We start from the raw sequence: 23,615 nt of genomic DNA, 5'->3' as shown, positions 1-23,615 counted from the left end.
GCCTGGCGGGGCGTGACGCGGCTCGCGGACCTGCCGGGCGCGCCGCGCTCCGCGGTGGTCGGCGCACGCGCGGTCGGCGCAGGGCAGGTCGACGCGGGGCAGGTCGACGCGGGACAGGTCCGCGCAGGCGCGGTCGGCGCGGTGGCGCTCCCTGTGGGGGCGGACGCGTGAGCGCCGCGACCGCCGTCGCGCACGCGTGGGCCGTCGACGCGCGTCCAGGCGTCCTGCGCCGGCTGAACCCCCTCGCCAAGGTGGCCGCGACCCTGCCCGCCATGGTGCTGCTGGTGGTGTGGCACGAGCCGGCCGCCGCGGCGGTGCTCGCGGGCGCCGCCGCCGTGCTGCTCCTCGTCGGCGGCGGCCTCGGCCCCCGCGTGCTCGCCGGGCTCCTCGTCGCCGCGCCGCTCGCCGCGCTGGTCGTCGGCGTCACGCTGGGCCTGTGGGTCGCGCCGGCGACGACCGCCGGCTCGCCGGTCCTCGTGCGGCTCGGCTCGTGGGGGTACACGCAGGCGGCGCTCGCCGAGGGCGTCGGCACGGTCGCGCGGCTGTACGCCGTGGTGCTCCTGTCGTGCGTCGGCGGCCTGACGACGACCGGTCCCGACCTCGTGCGCGCGACGCAGCAGCAGCTGCGCGTGCCGTACCGGATCGGCTGGACGGCGCTCGCCGCCTTCCGGTTCGTGCCGCGCTTCGGCCACGAGCTCGCGGTCATCCGGGCGGCGCACCGCGTGCGCGGCACCGCGACCGGCACGGGCCCCGTCGCCGACCTGCGCCGCTACGTGGGCTACGCCGTGCCCCTGCTGGCGGGCGCGCTGCGCCACGCCGAGCGCGTCGCCCTCGCGATGGACGCCCGCGCGTTCGGCGCCCACCCGACCCGCACCGAGCGGTACCGGGTCCCGTGGCGCGCACGCGACACCGCCGTCGTGGCCCTCGGCTGCGCCGCCACCGTCGCGACGTGGCTGCTCCTGCGCTGACCGGCACGCGCGCCGCACGCACCGCACCGCACCGCTCCCGCACCCGCCCGACCCGCACCCGACGCAGCGCCGTCGGCCCGACGACGAGGACCTCCCGTGACCCGCTCCAGCACGCTGAACCCGCCCGAGACGCACCAGCTCCTGCGCGGCGAGGTGCTCGCCGCGCGGCGCGTCACCCCGCACATGCTGCGCGTCACGGTCGGCGGCGGCGACCTCGCCGACGGGTTCGTGCCCCGGGGCGCCGACCAGTGGTTCCGCCTGTTCGTGCCGCGGCCCGGGCAGGACGCGCTGCACCTGCCGTCGGGCGTCGACCTCAAGGGCTACGCCCGGTACCTGACGATGCCGGAGTCGCGCCGGCCGCTGCTGCGCAACTACACGGTCCGTGCGACGCGTCCGGGCGAGGTCGACATCGACCTCGTGGCGCACGGCACGCTCGGACCGGGCACCGTGAGCGCCGCCGGGTGGGCGGCGCGGTGCGAGGTCGGCTCCCCGATGGCCCTGCTCGACGAGGGCGTGACCTTCGCCGCCGACGGCACGCAGGACTGGACGCTCGTCGTCGCGGAGGAGTCCGGCCTGCCGGCGGCGCTCGGCGTGCTCGCGTCGCTGCCGGCCGACGCACGGGGCGTGGCGTTCCTCGAGGTGCCGACGGCCGAGGACGTCCAGCCGGTCGACGCGCCCGCGCACGTCGAGGTGCGCTGGCTGCACCGCGACGACGCGCACGCCGTGCCGGGGGCGCTGGCGCTGCGCACGGTCGCCGCGGCGACGCTCCCGACCGGGCGGCCGTACGCGTTCGTCGTCGGGGAGCAGGCGCTGACGCAGGGCGTGCGCCGCCACCTCGTCGCGCAGGGCGTCGCGAAGAGCGACATCGCGTTCTGCGGCTACTGGAAGCACGGCGCCCGCCCGGCGCGCTGAGGCGGCGGCGTGCGCCGGGTGACCGCCGCCCGTCCGCACTAGGGTGGCCGCGTGAGCAGCGTCGGGACCAGGGTGTTCGTCGCGCGCCTCGCCGGCACCCGGGTCTTCGACCCGCTCGGGGACGAGGTCGGGCGGGTGCGCGACGTCGTGGTGCTCGTGCGCCTCAAGGGCGGGCCGCGCGCCGTCGGCCTGGTCGTCGAGGTGCCCGGGCGCCGCCGCGTCTTCCTGCCGCTGACGCGCGTGACGAGCGTCGACGCCGGGCAGGTCATCTCCACCGGCCTGGTGAACATGCGGCGGTTCGAGCAGCGGGCGTCGGAGACGCTCGTCGTCGGCGAGCTCCTCGACCGCACGGTCGAGCTGCTCGACGGGTCGGGCTCGGCGACGGTCGAGGACGTCGCGATGGAGCAGCAGCGCAGCGGCGACTGGCACGTCACGAAGGTGTACGTGCGGCGGTCCGACCACCGCGGCGGCCTGCTGCGGCGCCGGGGCGAGACGCTGCTCGTGCCGGTCGAGCAGGTGCAGGGCCTGGGGCGCCCGACCAGCGCGCAGGGCGCCGAGCTCCTGCTCGCGCAGTACGAGGACATGAAGGCCGCCGACCTCGCCGACGTGCTGCACGAGCTGGGCGTCACGCGGCGGCTCGAGGTCGCGAGCGCGCTCGACGACGAGCGGCTCGCCGACGTGCTCGAGGAGCTGCCGGAGGACGACCAGGTCGCGATCCTGCGTGCGCTCGAGCTGCCGCGCGCGGCCGACGTCCTCGAGGCGATGCAGCCGGACGACGCCGCGGACCTGCTCGGCGAGCTGCCGCAGGAGCAGGTCGCGCAGCTCCTCGAGCTCATGGAGCCGGAGGAGGCGAAGGACGTCCGCCGCCTGCTCGCGTACGAGGACAACACCGCCGGCGGGCTCATGACGACGGAGCCGGTGCTCCTCGGGCCGGAGACGTCGATCGCGGCGGCGCTCGCGCACGTCCGCCGCCAGGACCTCAACCCCGCGCTCGCGTCGCTCGTCTTCGTCGCCCGGCCGCCGCTCGAGACGCCGACCGGGCGCTTCATCGGCGTGGTGCACCTGCAGCGCATGCTGCGGGAGCCGCCGCACGAGTCGATCGGGCAGATCGTCGACACCGACATCGAGCCCGTCGCCGCGGACGCCCCCCTGCTGACGGTCACGCGCCAGCTCGCCACGTACAACCTGCTCGCGCTGCCCGTGGTCGACGAGCAGCGCCGCCTGCTGGGCGCGGTGTCGGTCGACGACGTCCTCGACCACCTGCTGCCGGCCGACTGGCGCGAGACGGACGACGAGAACGTGGGTCCGCCGACGCGCCCCACCCGGGTCGTGCGGAACGGTGGCCGCCGTGGCTGACCGCCTCGACCAGCCGCGCGAGACGCGGCGCCAGCTGCTGCCGCGCGTGCGCGTCGGCGAGGACGCGTCGGGCCGCGTGTCCGAGTCGGTGGCGCGCTTCCTCGGCACGCCGCGGTTCATCCTCTACCTGACCGTGTTCTGCGCCGTCTGGCTGGCGTGGAACGCGTGGGGGCCGACCGACCTGCGCTTCGACAAGGCCGAGAACGGCTTCACCGCCCTCACGCTCATGCTGTCCCTGCAGGCGTCCTACGCGGCCCCGCTCATCCTGCTCGCGCAGAACCGGCAGGCCGACCGCGACCGCGTCCAGGCCGAGCAGGACCGGCAGCGTGCGGAGCGCAACCTCGCCGACACCGAGTTCCTCGCGCGGGAGATGGCGTCGCTGCGCATCGCGCTGTCCGAGGTGGCGACGCGCGACTTCGTGCGGGGGGAGCTGCGCAACCTGCTCGAGGAGCTCGCGACGGACCAGGACGGGACCGGCGACGAGGGCGGCGACCGGCCGCGCGGCGACGCCCGGCACCGCTCCCCCGAGCGCTGACGCGGGCTCGGGCGGGGGCGCGGGCGACGCGCACCGCGCCCGGCACGGCGTGGGACGGGCGTCCCGGACGGTGCCCGGCGGGCGCGACCTACGATGGCGGCATGCCCACGTCCCCCACGCCCCCGCCCGGCACGCCCACGACCGGCACGCCCGGCGACGCGCTGCTCGACGCGGTCCGCGGCGCCCTGGCGGGCGTGCAGGACCCGGAGATCCGGCGGCCGGTCACCGAGCTGGGGATGGTCCGCTCGGTGCACACGGAGCCCGCGGGCGCGGCCGGCGTCCTCGTCGTCGTCGGCCTCGACCTGACGACCCCCGGCTGCCCGCTGAAGGAGACGCTGACCCGCGACGTCACGGCCGCCGTCGCCCCGCTCGAGGGCGTCGCCGGCGTGCGCGTCGACCTCGGCGTCATGACGGCCGAGCAGCGGCAGGCGCTGCGGGTGCAGCTGCGGGGCACCGACGCGGAGCCGCAGATCCCGTTCGCGCAGCCGGGCTCGCTGACCAAGGTCATCGCCGTCGCGTCCGGCAAGGGCGGCGTCGGCAAGTCGTCGGTGACGGCGAACCTCGCGGTCGCGATGGCGGCGGAGGGCCTGCGCGTCGGGGTCGTCGACGCGGACATCTACGGCTTCTCGATCCCGCGCATGCTGGGCGTCGACCGGCCGCCGACCAAGGTCGACGACATGCTGATGCCGCCGGTGGCGCACGACGTCAAGGTCGTCTCGATCGGCATGTTCGTGCCCGCGGGCCAGCCGGTGGTGTGGCGGGGGCCGATGCTGCACCGCGCGCTGCAGCAGTTCCTCGCCGACGTCTTCTGGGGCGACCTCGACGTGCTGCTGCTCGACCTGCCGCCGGGCACGGGCGACATCGCGATCTCCGTCGCGCAGCTGCTGCCCGGCTCGGAGATCGTCGTCGTGACGACGCCGCAGGTGGCGGCGGCCGAGGTGGCCGAGCGCGCCGGCTCGGTCGCGGTGCAGACGCGGCAGCGCGTCGTCGGGGTGGTCGAGAACATGGCGTGGCTGACGCAGCCCGACGGCTCGCGGCTCGAGCTGTTCGGCTCGGGCGGCGGTGCGCGCGTGGCGGAGAACCTCACGCGGCTCACCGGCGCCGACGTGCCGCTGCTCGGGCAGGTGCCGCTGGACGTGCGCCTGCGCGAGGCGGGCGACACCGGCACGCCGGTCGTGCTCGCGGACCCGGGCTCGGACGGCGCGCTGGCGCTCCGCGCGATGGCACGCACGCTGGCCGCCCGGCCGCGGAACCTGGCGGGCCGCCCGCTGAACCTCTCCCCCGTCGGGCGCTGACGCCGCGGGCGCACGTCGCCCGCTGTTGGTTCTTGTTCGTTCCTGGTGGATACTGTCGACCATGCTCGCGTCGCAGCGCCGGGAACGGATCCTCGCCCAGGTCCGCGCGCACGGCGCCGTCCGCGTCGCCGACCTGGTCACGTCCCTCGACGTCTCGGACATGACGGTCCGCCGCGACATCGCCGAGCTGGCCCGGGCCGGCCTCGTCCGCCGCGTGCACGGCGGCGCGGTCGCGCCCGACACCCCGGCCCGCTCGACCGACGAGCCCGGCTTCGAGGCGAAGCGCACGTGGGCCGGCGCCGAGAAGGCCGCCGTGGCCCGCGCCGCCCTCGCCGACGTCGAGCCCGGCCAGTCCGTCGCGCTGTCCGCCGGCAGCACCACGTGGCTGCTCGCGCAGATGATCGCCGGCGACCCGACCCTGCGGCCGCTCACCGTCGTGACCAACGGGCTGCGTGTCGCCGACGTCCTGCACGCGGCCGGCGACGACGCCCTCGAGGTCGTCCTCACCGGCGGCACCCGCACGCCGTCCGACGCGCTCGTCGGGCCCGTCGCCGACGCCACGCTGGAGCGGCTGCGCGTCGACCGCACGTTCCTCGGCGTGCACGGGCTCGACCCGGACGGCGCCACCACGCCCAACCTCGCCGAGGCCGCGACCGACCGGGCGCTCGTCCGGTGCGCCGCCGCGACCACGGTGCTCGCCGACCGCACCAAGTGGGGCACGGTCGGCCTCGCGCGCATCTGCGGCTACGACGAGGTCGACACGCTCGTCGTCGACGCCGGCCTCGCCCCCGCCGCCCGCGCCCACCTCGCCGCGGCGGTCGACCGCCTCGTCCTGGCCCCCGTGCCCGCGTCGTCGACGCCGGCCACCCCCGCCGACCCCGCGCCGGCCCTCGCCGCCGCCGACCACCGGAGCACCCCGTGACCCCGTCCTCGCCGACCCCCGACGCCCCGGGCACCTCCCCCGCCGCCGCCCGCGTCCGCCGCACCGCGACGCGCATGGCCGACGGGCGCGAGCTCTTCTACTTCGACGACTCCGAGCCGTACGTGTCGGGCGCGGCGACGCGCCGCCTCGACGACCCGCGGCCGCTGCCCGACCGGTTCGCCCCCGTGCCGCAGCCGGACGGCACCACGCTCCCCGTCACGGGCCCGGAGCTGCGGCACGACCCGCTCACGGGCGAGTGGATCCCGATGGCGGCGCACCGCATGAACCGCACGTTCCTGCCGCCGGCCGACGCGAACCCGCTCGCGCCCGCCCGGCCCGGCGCCGCGTACCAGGACGGCGAGATCCCCGACACCGACTACGACGTCGTCGTGTTCGAGAACCGCTTCCCGTCGCTCATGGCCGTGCCGGGTGCGACGCACGCCACGGAGGAGGTCGACGGCGAGGAGCTGTGGCGCCGCCGCCCGGCCGCGGGCCGGTGCGAGGTCATCTGCTTCTCGTCCGACCCGACCGCGTCGCTGTCGAGCGTCACGCCGCACCGGATGCGGACGATCGTCGAGGCGTGGGTGGACCGCACCGAGGCGCTGTCCGCGCTGCCGGGCGTCGAGCAGGTGTTCTGCTTCGAGAACCGCGGCAAGGAGATCGGGGTGACGCTGCACCACCCGCACGGGCAGATCTACGCGTTCCCCTACGTCACCCCGCGCACGGCGGCGATGGTCGCGCAGGCCCGGGCGCACCGGGACGCCACGGGCCGCCTGCTGGGCCGCGACGTGCTCGACGCCGAGCTGCGCCACGGGACCCGCGTCGTCCTCGAGTCGGAGCACTGGGTGGCGTACGTGCCGTTCGCGGCGCGCTGGCCCGTGGAGGTGCACCTCGCACCGCGCCGCGACGTCCCCGACCTGCCCGCGCTCACGGACGCCGAGCGCGCCGACCTGGCCGTCACGTACCTGACCCTGCTGCGCCGGCTCGACCAGTTCTTCGTCGACGGGGACGGCGGCGCGATCCCGCTGCCGTACATCTCCGGCTGGCACCAGGCGCCCGTGCGCGAGGGCCGCGACGTGTCCCGCCTGCACCTGCAGGTGTTCTCGGTGCTGCGGGCGCCCGGCAAGCTCAAGTACCTCGCCGGCGTCGAGTCCGGCATGGGCGCCTGGATCTCGGACACCACCCCGGAGCGCATCGCGCGCCGCCTCCAGGAGCTCGCGTGAGCACCGACCCGACCACCGCTGCGGAGACCACGATGACGGACCGCCCGACCGACGACCTCACCTGGACCGCGGCGTGGGACCGCGCCACGGGCGAGGAGCGCGCCCGCGCGCTGTTCGCGCGTGTCCTCGACGCCGAGCCGGACGGCGTGTGGTCGGCCCCCGGCCGCGTCAACCTCATCGGCGAGCACACCGACTACAACGGCGGCCTCGCGCTGCCGGTCGCGCTGCCGCACCGCACCTACGCGGCGGTGCGCCGGCGCGACGACGACCTCGTGCGGCTCGTCTCCGCGCAGGAGGCCTCGGGCGTGCGCGAGGTGCGCCTCGCGGACGTCGCGCCGGGCACGGTCGACGGCTGGGCGGCGTACGTGGTGGGCGTCGCGTGGGCGCTGCGGGAGGCGGGGCACGACGTGGGCGGGTTCGACGTCGCGATCGACTCCTGCGTGCCGTTCGGCGCCGGTGTGTCGTCGTCCGCCGCGCTCGAGGCGGCCGTCGCGGTCGCCCTGGACGCCGTCCACGGGCTCGGTCTCGCGGGCGACGTCGTCGACGGCGCGGCCACGGACGACGCCGGCCGCGCGGCCCTGGCGGAGGTGTGCGTGCGCGCGGAGAACGAGATCGCGGGCGCACCCACGGGCGGCATGGACCAGGCGGCGTCGCTGCGTGCGCGCGCCGACCACGCGCTGCTGCTCGACTGCCGCGACGGCCGCGTGCGGCACGTGCCGTTCGACCTCGCGGCGCACGGCCTCGCGCTGCTCGTCGTCGACACGCGCGCGCCGCACTCGCACGTCGACGGCGAGTACGCGCAGCGACGGGCCGCGTGCGAGCGCGCCGCCGGGCTGCTGGGCGTCGCGACGCTGCGCGAGGTGGCGGACGACCCCGCGGGACCCGACGGTGCGCTCGACCGGCTGGCCGCGGCCGACGACGGCGCCGTGCTCGTGCGGCGCGTGCGCCACGTGGTCACCGAGATCGACCGGGTGACCACGTTCGTGGGACGGCTCGAGGCGGGCGACGTGGCCGGCGTCGGCCCGGTCATGGACGCGTCGCACGCGTCGCTGCGCGACGACTACGCGGTGTCGTGCCGCGAGCTCGACGTGGCGGTCGAGGCGGCGCGTGCCGCCGGCGCCCTCGGCGCCCGGATGACGGGCGGCGGGTTCGGCGGCTCCGCGATCGCGCTCGTCCCGGCGGACGCGGTGGAGCGCGTCGCCGGGGCCGTGGCCACGGCCTTCGCGGCGGGGGACCTGCGGGCGCCGGCGTTCGCGGTCGCCGTGGCGGCGCCGCCGGCGGGCTGAGGGCCGCTCACAGCGAGGACCGGTGGCGGGGCGCCCCTCCCTGACGGATGAGGGGGCCGTGGGGTTGTGCTCCGGAGGTACCACGTCACGACTGCGCAACTCATCCCGCAGGCGGACCCACCGCGCAGGTGCCGGACGCTAGGGTCGCCATGACCCGAGTCGTCACCGTTCGTGACGCTCGTCCTCCTTGCCGTGCCGCCGAAAGGGCTTCGTCATGCGCTCCCACCTCCCCGCGTCCGTCGGAGCCTTCGCCGGCGCCGTGGCACTCCTGCTCGCCGGGTGCACCGGCGGCACCGGCGGCGCCACCCCGTCCGACGACGAGACCGGTCCGCTGTCCGCGTTCTTCGAGCAGGTCGGCGGCAGCATGGACGCCGAGGACAACGAGGCGCAGCAGCGCCGCGTCGAGGAGCTCGTCGCCGAGTGCATGGCGGAGGAGGGCTTCGAGTACACGCCCGCCGAGCCGATGGACCAGGGCCTCATGGGGACCGACGACGCCCCCGAGTGGGACTCCCTCGAGTTCGCCGAGCAGTACGGGTACGGCGCCACGACGAGCGAGGAGCTGTTCGGCGGCACCGAGGAGTACGTCGACCCGAACCAGGAGTACGTCGCCTCGATGTCCGAGACCGAGCAGGAGGCGTTCTACGCCGCCCTGTACGGCGCCATGGAGGAGCCGGAGGACCCGGAGGCCGAGGTCGAGTACAACTGGGAGACCGCCGGCTGCCAGGGTGCCGCGTCGCACGAGGTCTACGAGGAGGGCCAGGTCTGGGACGACCCGGCCATGCAGGACCTCATGGACGAGATGAACACCGAGTACGAGCGCCTCGCCGAGGACGACGGCGTCCGTGAGGCCCAGGGCGCGTGGGCGGAGTGCGTCGCCGACGCCGGCTACGACTTCGCGACGCCCGAGGAGGCCTCGCAGAGCATCTGGACCGAGTACGAGTCGGTCATGGGCTACGACCAGGAGATGGACCCCGAGGCGGACCCGGAGACCTACGTCCCGCCGACCCCGGACGCGGCGAAGGTCGCCGAGCTCAAGGAGAAGGAGATCGCCGTCGCGACCGCCGACCGCCGCTGCCAGGAGTCGAGCGGCTACGCGAAGGCGCAGAAGGACGCCCAGCTCGCCATGGAGAACCGCCTCTGGGAGAAGTACGGCGACCAGCTGCAGGCCTTCGCGGACGACAGCACCGCCGCGGCGACCGACGGCAAGTGAGCGGGCGGATGAGCGCGCACGTCAGCGGCGGGCGCCGCACGATCGTCGCGATGGCCGTGGTGGCCGTGCTGTGCCTGGCCGCGGGCGTGCTGCTGTCCCGCCTGATCGTCTCCCCCGGCGCGGCCGCAGCCGAGGCGGCACCGCCGACCGCCGGGCCCATCACGGTGCCGGTCGAGCGGCGGACCATCGGCAACGAGGTCGTGCTGCGCGGCGACGTCGGGTACGACGACCCGGTCGAGCTGCGCGTCGAGACGGGTGACCTCGGCGGTCCCGCCGTCGTCACCGGGCAGGTCAAGGAGGTCGGCGCGACGCTCGAGGCGGGCGCCGTCGCGCTCGAGGTCGTCGGCCGCCCGGTCGTCGTCCTGCCGGGCGAGCTGCCGACGTACCGCACGCTGCGGGTCGGGGTCTCCGGGCCGGACGTCCAGCAGCTGCGCACCGCCCTGCAGGCGATGGGCATCGACGGGGGCGACCCGGGCAACGCGACCTACGACGCGTCGGCCGCCGCGGGCGTCCGGGCGCTGTACCAGCGCGTCGGGTACGAGCCGCCGTCGGCGGGCGAGGAGGCCACCGAGGCCGTCACGGCCGCCCGGGAGGGTCTGACGACCGCGCAGGAGGCGCTGCGCAGCGCGCAGGCGCAGCTCGCCGGCGCGGGCACCGCCGCGGGCCCGGGCGCGTCCCTGGCGGAGCTCGACGGCGCCATCCGCGTCGCCGAGGCGCGCGCGGCGTTCCTCGGGTCCCAGTGCGCCCTGCCGCTCGAGGCGCGCGACCCGTCCGCGGCCGACTGCTCCCCGCCGGCGCTCGTCGAGGCGGACGCCGCGCTGCAGACGGCGCGCGCCGCGCGGGCGGCCGCCGACAAGGCGCCCGACACGAGCCTGGAGCGCTCCGCCGTCCGGGCCGCGCAGGACCAGGTCGCCGCGGCACGGACCGCGCTGCAGCAGGCCGAGGCGGACACGCTGACACCGCTGCCGGCGACCGAGGTCGTGTACCTGCCCTCGCTGCCGCGCCGCGTCGACGACGTCGAGGTGCGTCGCGGCGGGACCGTCTCCGGCGCCTTCATGACCGTCTCCGGCGCGACGGTGCAGGTCACCGCGTCGGCCAGCAAGGCCGACGCCGACCTGCTCACGCCCGGGACCGCCGGGACGATCCCGCTCGAGGACGGCGAGGTGCCGGTGACGGTGGCCGAGGTGACGGACGCCGAGCCGGCCGGCACCGCCGACGGCGAGAGCGCCCAGGGCGGCGGCGAGGAGTCCGCCCGGCCCACCGGCGACCGGCGGCGCGTCGTGTTCACCGTCGGCGCCCTGACGCCCGAGCAGCTCACGGCCCTGCAGGGCACCAACGTGCGGGTGCGCGTGCCGGTCAGCTCCACCGAGGGCGAGGTGCTGGCGGTGCCGCTCGCGGCGCTCACCGCGGGCCCGGGCGGCGAGAGCCGCCTCGAGGTCGCCGACGGCGAGGGCGCGTCGCGGCTCGTCGAGGTGACGACGGGCCTCGCGGCCGGGGGGTACGTCGAGATCACCGGCTCGAAGGAGCCCGTCGAGGAGGGCGACCTCGTGGTCGTCGGCGCGGCGGGGGCCGAGACGTCCGACGAGGACGACGCCGAGCCGGGCGCCGACGCGACGGAGGAGGGGTGACGGTCCTCGACCTGCTCGGCACGCCCGAGCAGGTCGAGGACCGCGCCCCCGTGGTGGAGCTGCGCGGGGTGACCCGCTCGTTCCCCGGGGACCCGCCCGTGCACGCGCTGCACCCCACCGACCTGCGGGTCGACGCCGGGGAGTACTTCTCCGTCGTCGGCCCGTCGGGGTCGGGCAAGTCGACGCTGCTGCACCTGCTGGGCCTGCTCGACAGCCCCACGACCGGCGAGTACCTGCTCGACGGCCGGCCGACGGCCGAGGCGGGCGAGCGCGAGCGCGCGGCGCTGCGGGCCACGCGCATCGGGTTCGTCTTCCAGGCGTTCCACCTGCTCCCGCACCGCACGGTGCTGGAGAACGTCCTGCTCGCCACCGTCTACAGCGGCGTGCCGCGCGCCGAGCGCCGCGACCGCGCCGTGGCGGCGCTGGAGCGCGTCGGGATGGCGCACCGGCTGAACTTCCTGCCGACCGTGCTGTCCGGCGGCGAGCGGCAGCGGACCGCCGTCGCCCGCGCCGTCGTGTCACGCCCGCGGGTGCTCCTCGCGGACGAGCCGACGGGCAACCTCGACTCGGAGAGCTCGGCGAGCGTCCTCGCGCTGTTCGACGAGCTGCACGCCGAGGGGCTCACGCTGCTCGTCATCACGCACGACGACGAGGTCTCCGCGCGCGCCGAGCGCCGCGTGCGGATCGCGGACGGCCGGCTGCGGGAGATCGCGTGACCGCCGTGACGGACCGCGTCGCGCGCGCGGACCGCTACGGGCTGCGCGACCTGCTCGCCGAGGCCGCCGCCGGTGTGGGTGCGCGCCCGGGCCGCCTGGTCCTCACGATCCTCGGCACGGTGCTGGGCATCGCGTCCGTCGTCGTGACGGTCGGCCTCGCGCAGACCGCGGCCGTGCGGATCAACCAGCAGTTCGACGCCGTCGCCGCGACGCAGGCGCTCGCCGCCCCTGCCACGAGCAACGGATTCGACGGTCAGCAGCGCGCCCTCGGGCGGCTGCCGTGGGACGCCGCCGACCGGGCCGAGCGCATCGCGGGCGTGGAGGCGGCGGCGCTGGTGTCCGAGCTCGACGTCGGCGACGCCGAGATCTCCGCCGTCCCCGTGCACGACCCGTCGGCCGCGAGCACGACGCGCCCGCCGGTGCTCGCGGCCGGGCCGCACGCGCTCGAGGCGCTGCAGGGACGCATCGTGCAGGGCCGGTGGTTCGACGAGGGCCACGACGCCCGCGGCGACCGTGTGGTCGTGCTCGGCGCCGACGCGGCACGCCGGCTCGGCGTGCAGCGCGTCGACCGGCAGCCGTCGATCTTCATCGGCGACCGCGCGTACCAGGTGATCGGCGTCGTCGACGGGCTCGCGCGGCGCACCGACATGACGGGCGCCGTGGTGCTGCCCACCGGCACGGCGCGCGCGGACCTGGGCCTGACGGCCCCCGAGGAGCTGCACCTGCACATCGCGGTCGGCTCCGGCCGCGTCGTCGGCCAGCAGCTCCCGGTCGCGCTCGACCCGAACGCACCCGACTCGCTCACCGTCCAGGTGCCGCTGCCCGCCTCGCGCGTGCAGCAGGACGTCCAGGCGGACGTCAGCACGATCTTCCTCGCGCTCGGCGGCGTGGCCCTGCTCGTCGGCGGCGTCGGCATCGCCAACGTGACCCTGCTGTCGGTGCTCGAGCGCGTCGGCGAGATCGGCCTGCGGCGCGCCCTCGGCGCCACGCGCCGGCAGATCGCCGGGCAGTTCGTCGTCGAGTCGGTGGTCATCGGCCTGCTCGGGGGGCTGCTCGGCGCGGCCCTCGGCGTGGCCGTGGTCGTCGTCGTGTCGGCGGCGCAGACGTGGACGCCGGTCCTCGACCTGCGGGTCGTCGGCCTGTCCGTGCTCGCCGGCGGCGCGATCGGTCTGCTCGCCGGGCTGTACCCCGCGCTCAAGGCCGCGAGCGTCGAGCCGATCGCCGCCCTGCGCGGCGGCGTCTGACGCCGGCGCCCACCACCTCCGCCGTGCCACCGCCGGGCCCGCTCGCCGAACCGGGCCCGGCGGCGCGCGCGCACCGGTAGCGTCCGCGTCGTCCCCCTCCCCCGCACCCCCGCCGGCCCCGGCCGCGCCCGCACCGCCCCCAGGAGCCCCCGTGGTCCGCCGTCACGTCTTCCCCGCCCTGCGCCTGCTCGTCTGGGCGGTGATCGCCGTGGCGCTGGTCAAGATCGCCTTCGCGGGCGCCGACGTCACCGCCGAGGCCACCGGCGCCCGGCCCACGGGCGCCGTCGTGGACCGGACCGTCGAGGTGACGACCGGCACCGTGACCAACGCCGTGACGGTGCGCGGGTCCGTGGTCGCGGACCCGTCGGTCCCGGTGCGCGCGACCCTCGCGGGCACCGTGTCCAAGGTCCTCGCGACCGACGGCCAGCGCGTCGAGGCCGGCACGCCGGTGCTCGAGGTGCGCCAGGAGACCCCGCAGGAGCCGCTCACGCGCACCGACCCGGCCACCGGCGAGACGACGGTCACGGAGCGCAAGCCGAAGGTCGTCGTGCAGCAGGTCACCGCGCCGGTCGGCGGCACCCTCAGCCTGCCGACGCTCAAGGACCAGGTCGTCGCGGTCGGCGACACCGTGGCGCAGGTCGCGCCCGGCACGCTGTCGGTGAGCGGCACGCTGACGCCCGACCAGCAGTACCGGCTCGTCGGCGCGCCCGCCGAGGCGCAGGTGACGCTCAAGGGCGGGCCGGCGCCGTTCACGTGCACCGGCGTGCGCGTCGGTGCGGCGGCCCCCGCCGCGCCGGGACCCGATCCCGCAGCCGAGCCCGCCGACCCGGCAGCCACGCCGTCCGGCACGATCACGTGCGCCGTGCCCGCCGACGTCACGGCGTTCCCAGGCCTCGGGGCCGACCTCGAGATCGTCAACGGCACGGCGGCCGACGCGCTCGTCGTCCCGGTGACGGCCGTGCAGGGCACCGTGCAGCGCGGCAACGTCTGGGTCGTCGCGACGGAGGGGGCCGAGCCCGAGGAGCGTGCGATCGGCCTCGGCCTGACCGACGGCGAGGTCGTCCAGGTCACCGAGGGCCTCGCCGCGGGCGACCGCGTCCTCGAGTTCATCCCGGTGCCCGGCGGCGCCGGCGAGGTCGACTGCACCGACCCGGCGCAGTACGACCCGGCGGTGTGCGGCGGATGACCATGCTCGAGCTCCGCGACGTCACGCGCGACGTCCTGCTGCCGGACGACCGCGTCCTGCACATCCTGCGCGGGGTCAGCCTGGACGTGGCCGCCGGCGAGCACGTCGCCGTCGTCGGCCGGTCCGGCACGGGCAAGTCGACGCTGCTCAACATCCTCGGTCTGCTCGACGCGCCGACGTCGGGCGAGTACCTGCTGGAGGGCACGCCCGTCACCGCGCTGTCGAACCGGCGCCGCACGCGCCGCCGCGGGCAGGACTTCGGGTTCGTGTTCCAGCAGTTCCAGCTGCTGCCCGGCCGCACCGCGCTCGAGAACGTCGCCGCACCGCTGCTGTACGCGCAGGGGCGCCAGTTCTGGCGCCGGCGCGACCTGGCGGCCGCCATGCTCGACCGGGTCGGGCTCGGCGACCGGCTCGACACGATGCCGGAGAAGCTGTCCGGCGGCGAGCAGCAGCGCGTCGCCGTCGCCCGCGCGCTCGTCCGCGGGCCGCGCGTCATCCTCGCCGACGAGCCGACCGGCGCCCTCGACGTCGAGACGGGCCAGCAGATCATGGACCTGCTCGACGACGTGGCGTCCGAGACCGGCGCCGCGCTCGTGACGATCACGCACGACCTCGCCGTCGCGGCCCGGGCCTCGCGGCACTACCGGCTGGCCGACGGCGTGCTCGTGCCCGTCGACGTGGGTGGCGCCGGGCGCGTCGCCGACTGGGTCGGGGACGTGCCGACGCACCTGCCCACCGGCCGCACGCACGTGCCCGAGCTCGGCCCGTCCGTGCCCGCGGAGGTGCAGCCGTGACCGGGTTCGTGGGCGCCGTCGTCGAGGCGTGGGACGAGCTGCGCATCCACAGGCTGCGCGTGCTGCTCGCGCTCATCGGCGTCGCCGCGGCGGTCGCCGCGATCACCGGCGTGACGGCGGCGGTGCAGATGCTGTCGCAGGCGTTCCAGGAGCAGGGCGACCGCGACGTGGGCCGCCAGGTGACCGTGAGCGTCGACGCGTGGCCGCGCGGGGAGCAGTCGGCCGCCCCCGCCGCGCTGCAGGCGGAGTACGCGCGGGTCCTCGAGCGCTACGACATCTCGTGGGCCAGCCGGGACTGGCGCACCCAGGTGCCGTTCCGCTTCCCCGACGGCACGCGCCCGGCGGACGTGCGCGCGGTCGACCCGGACCTCGGCACGATGCAGCGCGTGCAGGTCACCGAGGGCCGCTGGTTCGTCGACGTCGACGTCGAGTCGCTCGCGCCGCAGCTCGTCGTGAACCGTGCGTTCCTCGACCGGCTCGGCGTCGCGGACCTGTCCGAGCCGGTGACCGTGCAGCTCGGCGACGTCGCGCCCGTGCGGAGCACGGTCGTGGGCGTGGTGGAGAACCGGTGGAGCGGGCCCGACTACCCGGCGGAGGCGTACGTCCTCTACGACCAGCTCGTCCGCTGGTACACGCCCGACGCCACGCCGACGTACGGGCAGCCCGCACCGACCCTGAGCCTGTGGGTGCCGCCGGAGATCGTCGACGAGCTGATGCCGCGCCTGCAGAGCGAGGTGGCGGCGGCGGTCCCCGGCTGGGACGTGAGCACGTGGGACAACCGCAGCACCGGCACGGCGATGCTCGACGGCGCGACGCGGTGGGTCGTGCTGGGCGTCGGCGCGTTCGCACTGCTGCTCGGCGGGCTGGGACTGGTCAACATCGCGCTCGTGACCGTCCGGTACCGGATCCGCGAGATCGGCATCCGCCGCTCGTTCGGCGCGACGTCGGGCCGGATCTTCGTCGGGGTCCTGCTCGAGTCGGTGGTCGCGACCGTCGTCGCGGGGCTGGTCGGCGTCGTCGTCGCCGTCGCCGTGGTGAAGAACATCCCGGCCGACACGCTGTTCGGCGGCCTGCAGGACCGCCCGCCGTTCCCGGTGTCGGCGGCGCTCGTCGGCATGGCGTGCGCGACGGCCGTCGGGGCGCTGGCCGGGATCCTGCCGGCGACGGTGGCCGTGCGCGTCAAGGTGATCGACGCGATCCGGTACTGACCGGCGCGGACGCGCGGGCGGCGGCGACCGCCGCCCGCGCGCGCGTCAGAGGTCGTACTCGACGACCAGCGGCGCGTGGTCGGAGAACCGGGCGTCGTAGGTCGCGGCCCGGTCGACGGTGGCGGTGCGCGCGAGCTCGGCCAGCGCCGGCGTCGCGATCTGGTAGTCGATGCGCCAGCCCGCGTCGTTGTCGAACGCCTTGCCGCGCCACGACCACCACGTGTACGGGCCGGGACCGGGGCCGCCGAGGTCACGCCCGAGGTCCCGCCAGCCGAGCTCGTCGAACCAGCGGTCGAGGTAGGCCCGCTCCTCGGGCAGGAAGCCCGCCTTCGTCAGGTTGCCCTTCCAGTTCTTGATGTCGACCTCGCGGTGCGCGATGTTGACGTCACCGGCCACGACGGCGAGGCGGCCACCGTCCTGCAGCTCGCGCATGCGGGCGGTGACGCGCTCGAGGAACGCGTACTTCTCGTCGATCGACGGCGTCCCCGCCGTCGCCGAGTGGATGTACGCGGACACCACGGTGAGCGCCCGGGCGGGGCGCCCGCCCTCGGCGGGCAGCTCGAGGTCCGCCTCCACCCAGCGTCCGGAGTCGCCGGTGACGCCCGTGCCGAGGCCGATGCGCACCGCGCTCATGGGCACGCGGGACGCGATCGCGACGCCGGCGCGGCCCTTGGCCTCCGCCTCCTCGTGCGCGAGGTGCCACGTCCCGGGCGCGAGGTGGTCGGCGAGGATCTCGTCCGAGCCACGGACCTCCTGCAGCAGCAGCACGTCGGGCTTGCGGACGTCGAGCCACTCCTGCATGCCACGGCGGAAGGCGGCCCGGATGCCGTTGACGTTGACGGAGGCGACGGTCAGCACCGGGACATCCTCCCCCACCCCACCGACATCGCCGTGGGGGGGGGGGGGGGGGGGGGGGGGGGGGGGGGGGGGGGGGCGCGCGCGCGCCCCCCCCCCCCCCGCCCCCACCCCCCCCCCCCCCCCGCCCCGCCGGGGCCCCCGGGGGGGCGCCCCCACGGCGGCGGGGCGACCGTCACGAGCCCGCGTACGCGGCCTCCAGCGGCGCGATCTCGAGCTTCTTCTGGCCGAGCATCACCTGCATCGCGCGCTGCACGCCCGCGGCGTCGGGGCGGTCCCACAGCTCGTCGAGCATGCGGGGCACGACCTGCCACGACACCCCGAACCGGTCCTTCAGCCAGCCGCACTGGCCGGGCTCGCCGCCGTCGGCCGTGAGGGCCTCCCAGTAGTGGTCGACCTCGTCCTGGGTGTCGACGACCAGGTACAGCGAGAACGCCTCGTCGAGGCGGAACGCGGGCCCGGCCGTGAGGATCGTCACGGCGTGCCCGTCGAGGTCGAGCTCGACGACGAACGGCTCGCCCTCGGGCACGTCCGGCACCCCGGGCGGGGCGGCGACGACCGACGTGATGCGGGAGTTCGGGATCACCGAGGCGTAGAACTGCGCGGCCTCGTGACCGCGCTCGGGGAACCACAGGTGCGTGCGGACGGCGCCCATCGTCGTGCTCCTTCGCTGCGTGCGGGTGTCATCGGGGCAGACCCGGCGGCCGGCACGAAGTCATCGGCACGACGTCATCGGCACACGGGCGACGGGCACGACGACGAGGGCCCCGGGCGCGCGCGCACCCGGGGCCCTCCGCACGTGGCGTGCGCGTCAGCCGGCCGGCGCCCCGGCGACGAGCCGCTCCGCGGTGTCGACGACGTTCTGCAGCAGCATGGCCCGCGTCATCGGCCCGACGCCGCCCGGGTTGGGCGACACCCACGACGCGACGTCCCACACGCCGGGGTCGACGTCGCCGACCACGCGGCTCTTGCCGGTCGCCTGGTCGACGGCGCGCGAGACGCCCACGTCGACGACCACGGCACCCGGCTTCACGAGGTCCGCCGTGACGATCCCGGGCACGCCGGCGGCGGCGATGACGACGTCCGCGTGCCGGGTGTGCTCGGCGAGGTCGACCGTGCCCGTGTGCGTGAGCGTGACGGTCGCGTTGATCTCGCGCCGCGTGAGCAGCAGGCCGATCGAGCGGCCCACCGTGACGCCGCGGCCGACGACGACGACGTCGGCACCGCGCAGCTCGACGCCGTGCCGGCGCAGGAGCTCGACGATGCCGGCGGGCGTGCACGGCAGCGGGGACGTGACGGGCTCGTTGACCCGCAGCACGAGCCGCCCGAGGTTGGTCGGGTGCAGGCCGTCGGCGTCCTTGGCCGGGTCGATGAGCTCGAGCACGCGGTGCGTGTCGATGCCCGCGGGCAGCGGCAGCTGCACGATGAACCCGGTGCACGCCGGGTCGTCGTTCAGCCGGCGCACGGCCGCCTCGATCTCCTCCTGCGTCGCGTCGGCGGGCAGGTCCTCCCGGATCGACGCGATGCCGACCTCGGCGCAGTCCTTGTGCTTGCCGGCGACGTACCAGCGCGAGCCCGGGTCGTCGCCGACGAGCAGCGTGCCGAGCCCGGGCACGACGCCGCGGTCCGCGAGCGCGGCGACGCGCTGCGTCAGCTCGCCCTTGATCGCCGCCGCGGTGGCGGTGCCGTCCAGCTTCTGGGCGGTCATCGGTCCTCCCCCGCTCAGTACTGCCGCAGGCCGGCGTACAGCGGGAACGCCTCGGTCAGCTTGCGCACGCGGGCGCGCAGCGCGTCGACGTCCGCACCGGAGCCCTCCACCAGCGCGGTCGCGATGATGTCGGCGACCTCGGTGAACTCGGCGTCGCCGAGACCGCGGGTCGCGAGCGCGGGCGTGCCGATGCGCAGGCCGGACGTGACGCGCGGCGGGCGCGGGTCGAACGGGACGGCGTTGCGGTTGACCGTCACGCCCACCGCGTGCAGGAGGTCCTCCGCCTGCTGGCCGTCGAGCGCGGAGTGGCGCAGGTCGACGAGCACGAGGTGGACGTCGGTGCCGCCGGTGAGGACGGAGACGCCGGCCGCGGCGACGTCCGGCGCGGTGAGGCGCTCGGCGATGATGCGGGCGCCGTCCATCGTGCGCTGCTGGCGGTCCTTGAAGTCGTCCGTGCCCGCGACCTTGAACGCGACGGCCTTCGCGGCGATCACGTGCATGAGCGGGCCGCCCTGCTGGCCCGGGAAGACGGCGGAGTCGATCTTCTTGGCGTACTCCTCGCGCGACAGGATGAAGCCGGAGCGCGGGCCGCCGATCGTCTTGTGGACGGTGGAGGACACGACGTCGGCGTGCGGCACCGGCGACGGGTGCAGGTCCGCGGCGACGAGACCGGCGAAGTGCGCCATGTCGACCCAGAGCTTGGCGCCGACCTCGTCCGCGATCTCGCGGAACGCCGCGAAGTCGAGGTGGCGGGGGTACGCGGACCAGCCGCCGATGATGACGTCGGGGCGGTGCTCGAGCGCCGCCTTGCGGACCGCCTCCGGCTCGACGCGGAACGTCTGCGGGTCGACGCCGTACGCGGCGACGTCGTAGAGCTTGCCCGAGAAGTTGATGCGCATGCCGTGCGTGAGATGGCCGCCGTGCGCGAGGTCGAGGCCGAGGATCTTGTCGCCGGCGCTGATGAGCGCGTGCAGCACGGCCGCGTTGGCCGTCGCGCCCGAGTGCGGCTGGACGTTGGCGTGCTCGGCGCCGAACAGCGCCTTGGCGCGGTCGATCGCGATGGTCTCCGCGACGTCGACCTGCTCGCAGCCGCCGTAGTAGCGGCGGCCCGGGTAGCCCTCGGCGTACTTGTTGGTGAGCACGGAGCCCTGCGCCTGCAGGACGGCGCGCGGGACGAAGTTCTCGCTCGCGATCATCTCGAGCGTGTCCTGCTGGCGGGCGAGCTCGCCGTCGAGGACGGCGGCGATCTCGGGGTCGAGCTCGGAGATGTTCTGGTCGAGCAGGCTGTCGCTCATGCTGGGCTCCTGTCGCAGTCAACCGTGCGGGCGCACCGGGCACCCGCACACACGGAGTGCCGGTGTGGGGTGACCGAGGGGCCCAGGCGTCCGACCCGTTGGTCCAGCTGCTGCGTCGCTCCCCGGTGGTGACCCACCCGTTGCGCCAGTCACGACCCGCACAGCCTAGCAACCGAGGTCGGCGCCGACGGGCCGTCTCACGACGCGGCGGCGGGTCGCCCCGGGACCGTCGGCGCGGGGTGCGCAGGTGCCCGGGCCGTCGGTCCCGCGGGCACGGCGGCGCGCGTCACGACGTCGGCGGCAGGTCCTCCAGCCGCGCCAGCCAGCGCTTGAGGACGACCTCGAGGACCTCGGCGTCGCCCTCGTCGAGGAGCGCCAGCAGGCGGTGCTGGTTGGCGACGTGGTCCGTGAACGCGGCGTCGATGACGTCGCGGCCGCGCTCGGTCAGCTCCACGACGCGACCGCGGCCGTCGTGCTCGCTCACCCGACGGCGTACCAGCCCTGCGCCCTCGAGCCGGTCGACGCGCTTGGTCATCCCGCCGCTCGTGACGAGCGTGTGCTCCGCGAGCTCGCCGCACGAGTGCGCGTAGGGGGCGCCGGCGCGGCGGAGCGTGGCCAGGACGTCGAAGTCGCCCTCCGCCAGGCCGTGCCGCCGGTACACGGCGACGAGCTCGTCGTGGACGCGGAGCCCGACGCGGCTCAGGCGCCCGAACACGCCCTGCGTGCGGACGTCGAGGTCGGGCCGCTCGCGGGTCCACGCCGCGCGGACGCCGTCGACGAAGTCGGGCGGGAGGTCGGCAGCCGTCATGGGTGGATCTTATCTTCCCGGTCAGATAACTTGTCTTCCGTGGAAACTACCTGGCGCTGGTCGCTCGTCGCCGCGCTCGCCCCGGTCTCCTGGGGCGCCGCGTACTACGTCACGCGGCACACGCTCCCCGCCGACGCCCCGCTGTGGGGCTCGGTGCTGCGCGCGCTGCCTTCCGGTCTCGTCCTGCTCGCGCTCGCGCGGCAGGCACCCCGCGGCCGCTGGTGGTGGCGGTCGCTCGTGCTCGGCGCGCTCAACATGAGCGCGTTCTTCGTGCTCGTCTACGTCGCCGCGCAGCTGCTGCCGACGTCGGTCGCCTCGACCGTCATGGCGGTCGCGCCGTTCGTCCTCATGCTCATCGCCTGGCCGCTGCTGGGTCAGCGGCCGCGCGCCGCCGCCGTGCTGGGTGCGGTGGTCGGCCTCCTCGGCGTCGTCGCGATGCTCGTCACCGGCGCCGTCGCGGTGGACCCCGTCGGCGTGCTCGCCGGCGGCACCGCGATGGTGATGTCGTCCGTCGGGTTCGTGCTCGCCACCCGGTGGAAGGACGACGTCGACGTGCTCGCGTCGACGTCGTGGCAGCTCGTCGCGGGCGGTCTGCTGCTCGTCCCCGTGGCCGCCGTCGCCGAGGGCGCTCCCCCGGTGCTCGACGCGCGCGGCTGGGCCGGCATCGCGTACGTGTCCCTCGTCGCCACCGCGCTCGCCTACGTCGCGTGGTTCGGCGCGCTGCGCCGCCTCCCGGCCGGCGCCGTCGGGCTCGTCGGGCTGCTCAACCCCCTCACCGGCGTCGTCGTCGGGCTCGCGCTCGGCGGCGAGCACCTCACGCCCCTGCAGGTCGCCGGGGTCGTCGCGGTGCTCGCCGGCGTGGTGCTCGGCCAGCCGGCCGCCGGGCGCCTGCTCGCGCGTCGCCGCGCCGCCGTGCCCGTGGCGCCGGACGCCGCCCCGGTCACGACCGGGGCGCGCTGACCGATCGCGCCGTCGACGGGCGCCTCAGGCCTGGGCCGGCTCCCCGTCGCCGAGCAGCTTGCGCAGGTACGCGTACGTCAGGTCGCCCGCCGTCTGGTCGTGCTGGTGCTCGTACCCGGCCTTCGCGTACAGGGCGATGTTCTGCACCGAGTCCCGGCCGGTGAACACCCAGACCTCCTCGATGCCCTCCGGGAGGTACGGGAGGATCGCCGTGAGCAGCTCGGTGCCCACGCCCCTGCCCTGCAGGTCGGGGGCGACCGCGAAGCGGCCGAGCGTCGCCTTGGCGCCCTCGACGAGCACGCGGATCGACCCGATGAGCCGGTGCCCCTGCCACGCGCCGAGCGTGATGACGCCGTCCGCGCCGAGGTCGGCGACGAGCTCCTCCAGCGTCTGCGTGAGCGGCGGGATGTGGGGGTCGCCGTACTGCTGGGCCTCGGTCACGAACGCCGCGCGGCGCAGCGTCAGCAGCTCGCCCGCGTCGTCGGTGGTGACCGGGCGGATGTCGAGGTCGGCCTGCGTCATGCGGCTCATCGTGTCAGCCGTCCGGCGCGGCGCACTACTCTGGGCGCTCGTGTCCCACACCTCGGATGAGCTGACCACGCACTGGGTCCTGACGCTGTCGTGCCCCGACCGTCCCGGCATCGTCGCGGCCGTCGCCGGGGTGCTGGCCGAGCACGGCGGCAACATCACCGAGTCGCAGCAGTTCGGGGACGCCCTGTCGGGGCTGTTCTTCATGCGCGTGCAGGTGACGTCGGCCGCGACGCACGACGAGCTGCGCGCCGCCATGACCGAGCTGGCCGGCCGGTTCGGGATGCAGTGGCACCTCGACGTCGCGGGCCGCAAGGTGCGCACGCTCGTCATGGTGTCCACCGCGGCGCACTGCCTCAACGACCTGGCGTTCCGCCAGCGCTCCGAGGACCTGCCGGTCGAGCTCGTCGCGGTGGTGTCGAACCACGAGGTGCTGGCACCGATGGCCGGGTTCTACGACATCCCGTTCCACCACGTCCCCGTCACCGCGGCGACCAAGGCGGACGCGGAGGCGCGGCTGCTCGCGCTCGTCGAGGAGCTCGACGTCGAGCTGGTCGTGCTCGCGCGCTACATGCAGATCCTCTCCGACGACCTGTGCCGCGCCCTCGCGGGTCGCGTCATCAACATCCACCACTCGTTCCTGCCGTCGTTCAAGGGCGCGCGCCCCTACGCGCAGGCCCACGACCGCGGCGTGAAGCTCATCGGCGCCACGGCGCACTACGTGACCGGCGACCTCGACGAGGGCCCGATCATCGAGCAGGACGTCGAGCGCGTGGACCACACGCGGACGGAGCAGGACATGGTGCGCCTGGGCCAGGACGTCGAGCGGCGCGCCCTCGCACGCGCCGTGCGCTGGCACGCCGAGCACCGCGTCCTCCTCGACGGCCACCGGACGATCGTCTTCCGCTGACCGCCGCCCGCTGCACCGGGGGCGTCGGGACGGCCTCGGGCGGCGACGGGGACGGCTGACCCGCGGGG

At 76.0% G+C, this 23,615-nt stretch carries 23 protein-coding genes and 1 riboswitch; of the genes, 17 read left to right on the top strand and 6 right to left on the bottom strand.

Going from position 1 to position 23,615, the window contains the following annotated elements:
• Positions 1 to 167: 167 nt before the first annotated feature.
• The 15 genes from AB6N23_RS05015 (at position 168) to AB6N23_RS04945 (ending at position 16,483) form a co-directional block, all read left to right on the top strand.
• Positions 168 to 968, top strand: coding sequence for an energy-coupling factor transporter transmembrane component T (locus AB6N23_RS05015; protein ID WP_412864993.1), 801 nt, complete (start codon positions 168 to 170; stop codon positions 966 to 968).
• A 96-nt stretch (positions 969 to 1,064) separates the two neighbouring features.
• Positions 1,065 to 1,880, top strand: coding sequence for a siderophore-interacting protein (locus AB6N23_RS05010; protein ID WP_412864992.1), 816 nt, complete (start codon positions 1,065 to 1,067; stop codon positions 1,878 to 1,880).
• Positions 1,881 to 1,931: 51 nt separating this feature from the next.
• Positions 1,932 to 3,236, top strand: a complete 1,305-nt coding sequence (locus AB6N23_RS05005; RefSeq protein WP_412864991.1) for a magnesium transporter MgtE N-terminal domain-containing protein — start codon at positions 1,932 to 1,934, stop codon at positions 3,234 to 3,236.
• Positions 3,229 to 3,771 (top strand): DUF1003 domain-containing protein, encoded by a 543-nt coding sequence (locus AB6N23_RS05000; RefSeq protein WP_412864990.1) that lies wholly within the window; start codon positions 3,229 to 3,231, stop codon positions 3,769 to 3,771. Before AB6N23_RS05005 ends, AB6N23_RS05000 begins: the two co-directional genes overlap by 8 nt.
• A 101-nt stretch (positions 3,772 to 3,872) precedes the next feature.
• Complete coding sequence (locus tag AB6N23_RS04995) at positions 3,873 to 5,066, top strand: Mrp/NBP35 family ATP-binding protein (RefSeq protein WP_412864989.1); 1,194 nt, start codon at positions 3,873 to 3,875, stop codon at positions 5,064 to 5,066.
• Between the two features lie 61 nt (positions 5,067 to 5,127).
• Positions 5,128 to 5,988: a DeoR/GlpR family DNA-binding transcription regulator gene (locus AB6N23_RS04990; RefSeq protein WP_412864988.1), complete on the top strand. Its 861-nt coding sequence runs from the start codon at positions 5,128 to 5,130 to the stop codon at positions 5,986 to 5,988.
• Between the two features lie 74 nt (positions 5,989 to 6,062).
• Positions 6,063 to 7,211, top strand: a complete 1,149-nt coding sequence (gene galT, locus AB6N23_RS04985; RefSeq protein ID WP_412864996.1) for a galactose-1-phosphate uridylyltransferase — start codon at positions 6,063 to 6,065, stop codon at positions 7,209 to 7,211.
• A gap of 32 nt (positions 7,212 to 7,243) precedes the next feature.
• Positions 7,244 to 8,497, top strand: coding sequence for a galactokinase (gene galK / locus AB6N23_RS04980; protein ID WP_412864995.1), 1,254 nt, complete (start codon positions 7,244 to 7,246; stop codon positions 8,495 to 8,497).
• Positions 8,498 to 8,711: 214 nt separating this feature from the next.
• A complete protein-coding gene (locus AB6N23_RS04975; RefSeq protein WP_412864987.1) occupies positions 8,712 to 9,707 on the top strand; it encodes a hypothetical protein in 996 nt (331 codons plus the stop codon).
• A gap of 8 nt (positions 9,708 to 9,715) precedes the next feature.
• Positions 9,716 to 11,335 carry a hypothetical protein gene (locus tag AB6N23_RS04970; protein WP_412864986.1) on the top strand — a complete coding sequence of 540 codons (1,620 nt, stop codon included), beginning with the start codon at positions 9,716 to 9,718 and terminating at the stop codon, positions 11,333 to 11,335.
• The gene (locus AB6N23_RS04965; protein WP_412864985.1) at positions 11,332 to 12,051 is read left to right on the top strand and encodes an ABC transporter ATP-binding protein; all 720 of its coding nucleotides are present in this window, start codon (positions 11,332 to 11,334) and stop codon (positions 12,049 to 12,051) included. Before AB6N23_RS04970 ends, AB6N23_RS04965 begins: the two co-directional genes overlap by 4 nt.
• Positions 12,048 to 13,295, top strand: coding sequence for an ABC transporter permease (locus AB6N23_RS04960; protein ID WP_412864984.1), 1,248 nt, complete (start codon positions 12,048 to 12,050; stop codon positions 13,293 to 13,295). Before AB6N23_RS04965 ends, AB6N23_RS04960 begins: the two co-directional genes overlap by 4 nt.
• Before the next feature lie 151 nt (positions 13,296 to 13,446).
• Positions 13,447 to 14,481, top strand: a complete 1,035-nt coding sequence (locus tag AB6N23_RS04955; protein ID WP_412864983.1) for a permuted SH3 domain-containing protein — start codon at positions 13,447 to 13,449, stop codon at positions 14,479 to 14,481.
• Positions 14,478 to 15,275 (top strand): ABC transporter ATP-binding protein, encoded by a 798-nt coding sequence (locus tag AB6N23_RS04950; RefSeq protein ID WP_412864982.1) that lies wholly within the window; start codon positions 14,478 to 14,480, stop codon positions 15,273 to 15,275. The genes AB6N23_RS04955 and AB6N23_RS04950 overlap by 4 nt, the downstream gene beginning before the upstream one ends.
• On the top strand, positions 15,272 to 16,483 hold the full coding sequence (locus tag AB6N23_RS04945) for an ABC transporter permease (RefSeq protein ID WP_412864981.1): 1,212 nt from the start codon (positions 15,272 to 15,274) through the stop codon (positions 16,481 to 16,483). Before AB6N23_RS04950 ends, AB6N23_RS04945 begins: the two co-directional genes overlap by 4 nt.
• 45 nt (positions 16,484 to 16,528) lie before the next feature.
• Here AB6N23_RS04945 and AB6N23_RS04940 read toward each other — a convergent pair whose 3' ends face one another.
• The 5 genes from AB6N23_RS04940 to AB6N23_RS04920 all read right to left on the bottom strand — a co-directional run bounded on the left by AB6N23_RS04940 (position 16,529) and on the right by AB6N23_RS04920 (position 21,149).
• Positions 16,529 to 17,341 carry an exodeoxyribonuclease III gene (locus AB6N23_RS04940; protein WP_412864980.1) on the bottom strand — a complete coding sequence of 271 codons (813 nt, stop codon included), beginning with the start codon at positions 17,339 to 17,341 and terminating at the stop codon, positions 16,529 to 16,531.
• A 172-nt stretch (positions 17,342 to 17,513) separates the two neighbouring features.
• The gene (locus AB6N23_RS04935) at positions 17,514 to 17,993 is read right to left on the bottom strand and encodes a VOC family protein (RefSeq protein ID WP_412864979.1); all 480 of its coding nucleotides are present in this window, start codon (positions 17,991 to 17,993) and stop codon (positions 17,514 to 17,516) included.
• Positions 17,994 to 18,149: 156 nt separating this feature from the next.
• The gene (locus AB6N23_RS04930) at positions 18,150 to 19,046 is read right to left on the bottom strand and encodes a bifunctional methylenetetrahydrofolate dehydrogenase/methenyltetrahydrofolate cyclohydrolase (RefSeq protein ID WP_412864978.1); all 897 of its coding nucleotides are present in this window, start codon (positions 19,044 to 19,046) and stop codon (positions 18,150 to 18,152) included.
• A 14-nt stretch (positions 19,047 to 19,060) separates the two neighbouring features.
• A complete protein-coding gene (glyA, locus tag AB6N23_RS04925; protein ID WP_412864977.1) occupies positions 19,061 to 20,341 on the bottom strand; it encodes a serine hydroxymethyltransferase in 1,281 nt (426 codons plus the stop codon).
• A gap of 73 nt (positions 20,342 to 20,414) precedes the next feature.
• Positions 20,415 to 20,504: riboswitch (ZMP/ZTP riboswitch) on the bottom strand.
• A 123-nt stretch (positions 20,505 to 20,627) separates the two neighbouring features.
• Positions 20,628 to 21,149, bottom strand: coding sequence for a MarR family winged helix-turn-helix transcriptional regulator (locus tag AB6N23_RS04920; protein ID WP_412864976.1), 522 nt, complete (start codon positions 21,147 to 21,149; stop codon positions 20,628 to 20,630).
• 39 nt (positions 21,150 to 21,188) lie between these two features.
• Between AB6N23_RS04920 and AB6N23_RS04915 the strand changes: the two genes are divergently transcribed.
• Complete coding sequence (locus AB6N23_RS04915) at positions 21,189 to 22,109, top strand: DMT family transporter (protein WP_412864975.1); 921 nt, start codon at positions 21,189 to 21,191, stop codon at positions 22,107 to 22,109.
• Positions 22,110 to 22,133: 24 nt separating this feature from the next.
• On the opposite strand, the gene AB6N23_RS04910 is transcribed toward AB6N23_RS04915, so the two are convergent.
• A complete protein-coding gene (locus tag AB6N23_RS04910) occupies positions 22,134 to 22,631 on the bottom strand; it encodes a GNAT family N-acetyltransferase (protein WP_378203904.1) in 498 nt (165 codons plus the stop codon).
• Positions 22,632 to 22,680: 49 nt separating this feature from the next.
• Between AB6N23_RS04910 and purU the strand changes: the two genes are divergently transcribed.
• Positions 22,681 to 23,547 (top strand): formyltetrahydrofolate deformylase, encoded by an 867-nt coding sequence (gene purU, locus AB6N23_RS04905; RefSeq protein ID WP_412864974.1) that lies wholly within the window; start codon positions 22,681 to 22,683, stop codon positions 23,545 to 23,547.
• Positions 23,548 to 23,615 lie beyond the last annotated feature (68 nt).

The sequence above is a fragment of the Cellulomonas pasadenensis genome (assembly GCF_047229365.1).
Taxonomy (GTDB): Bacteria; Actinomycetota; Actinomycetes; order Actinomycetales; family Cellulomonadaceae; genus Cellulomonas.
This window is presented reverse-complemented; position numbering and strand designations above follow the sequence as displayed.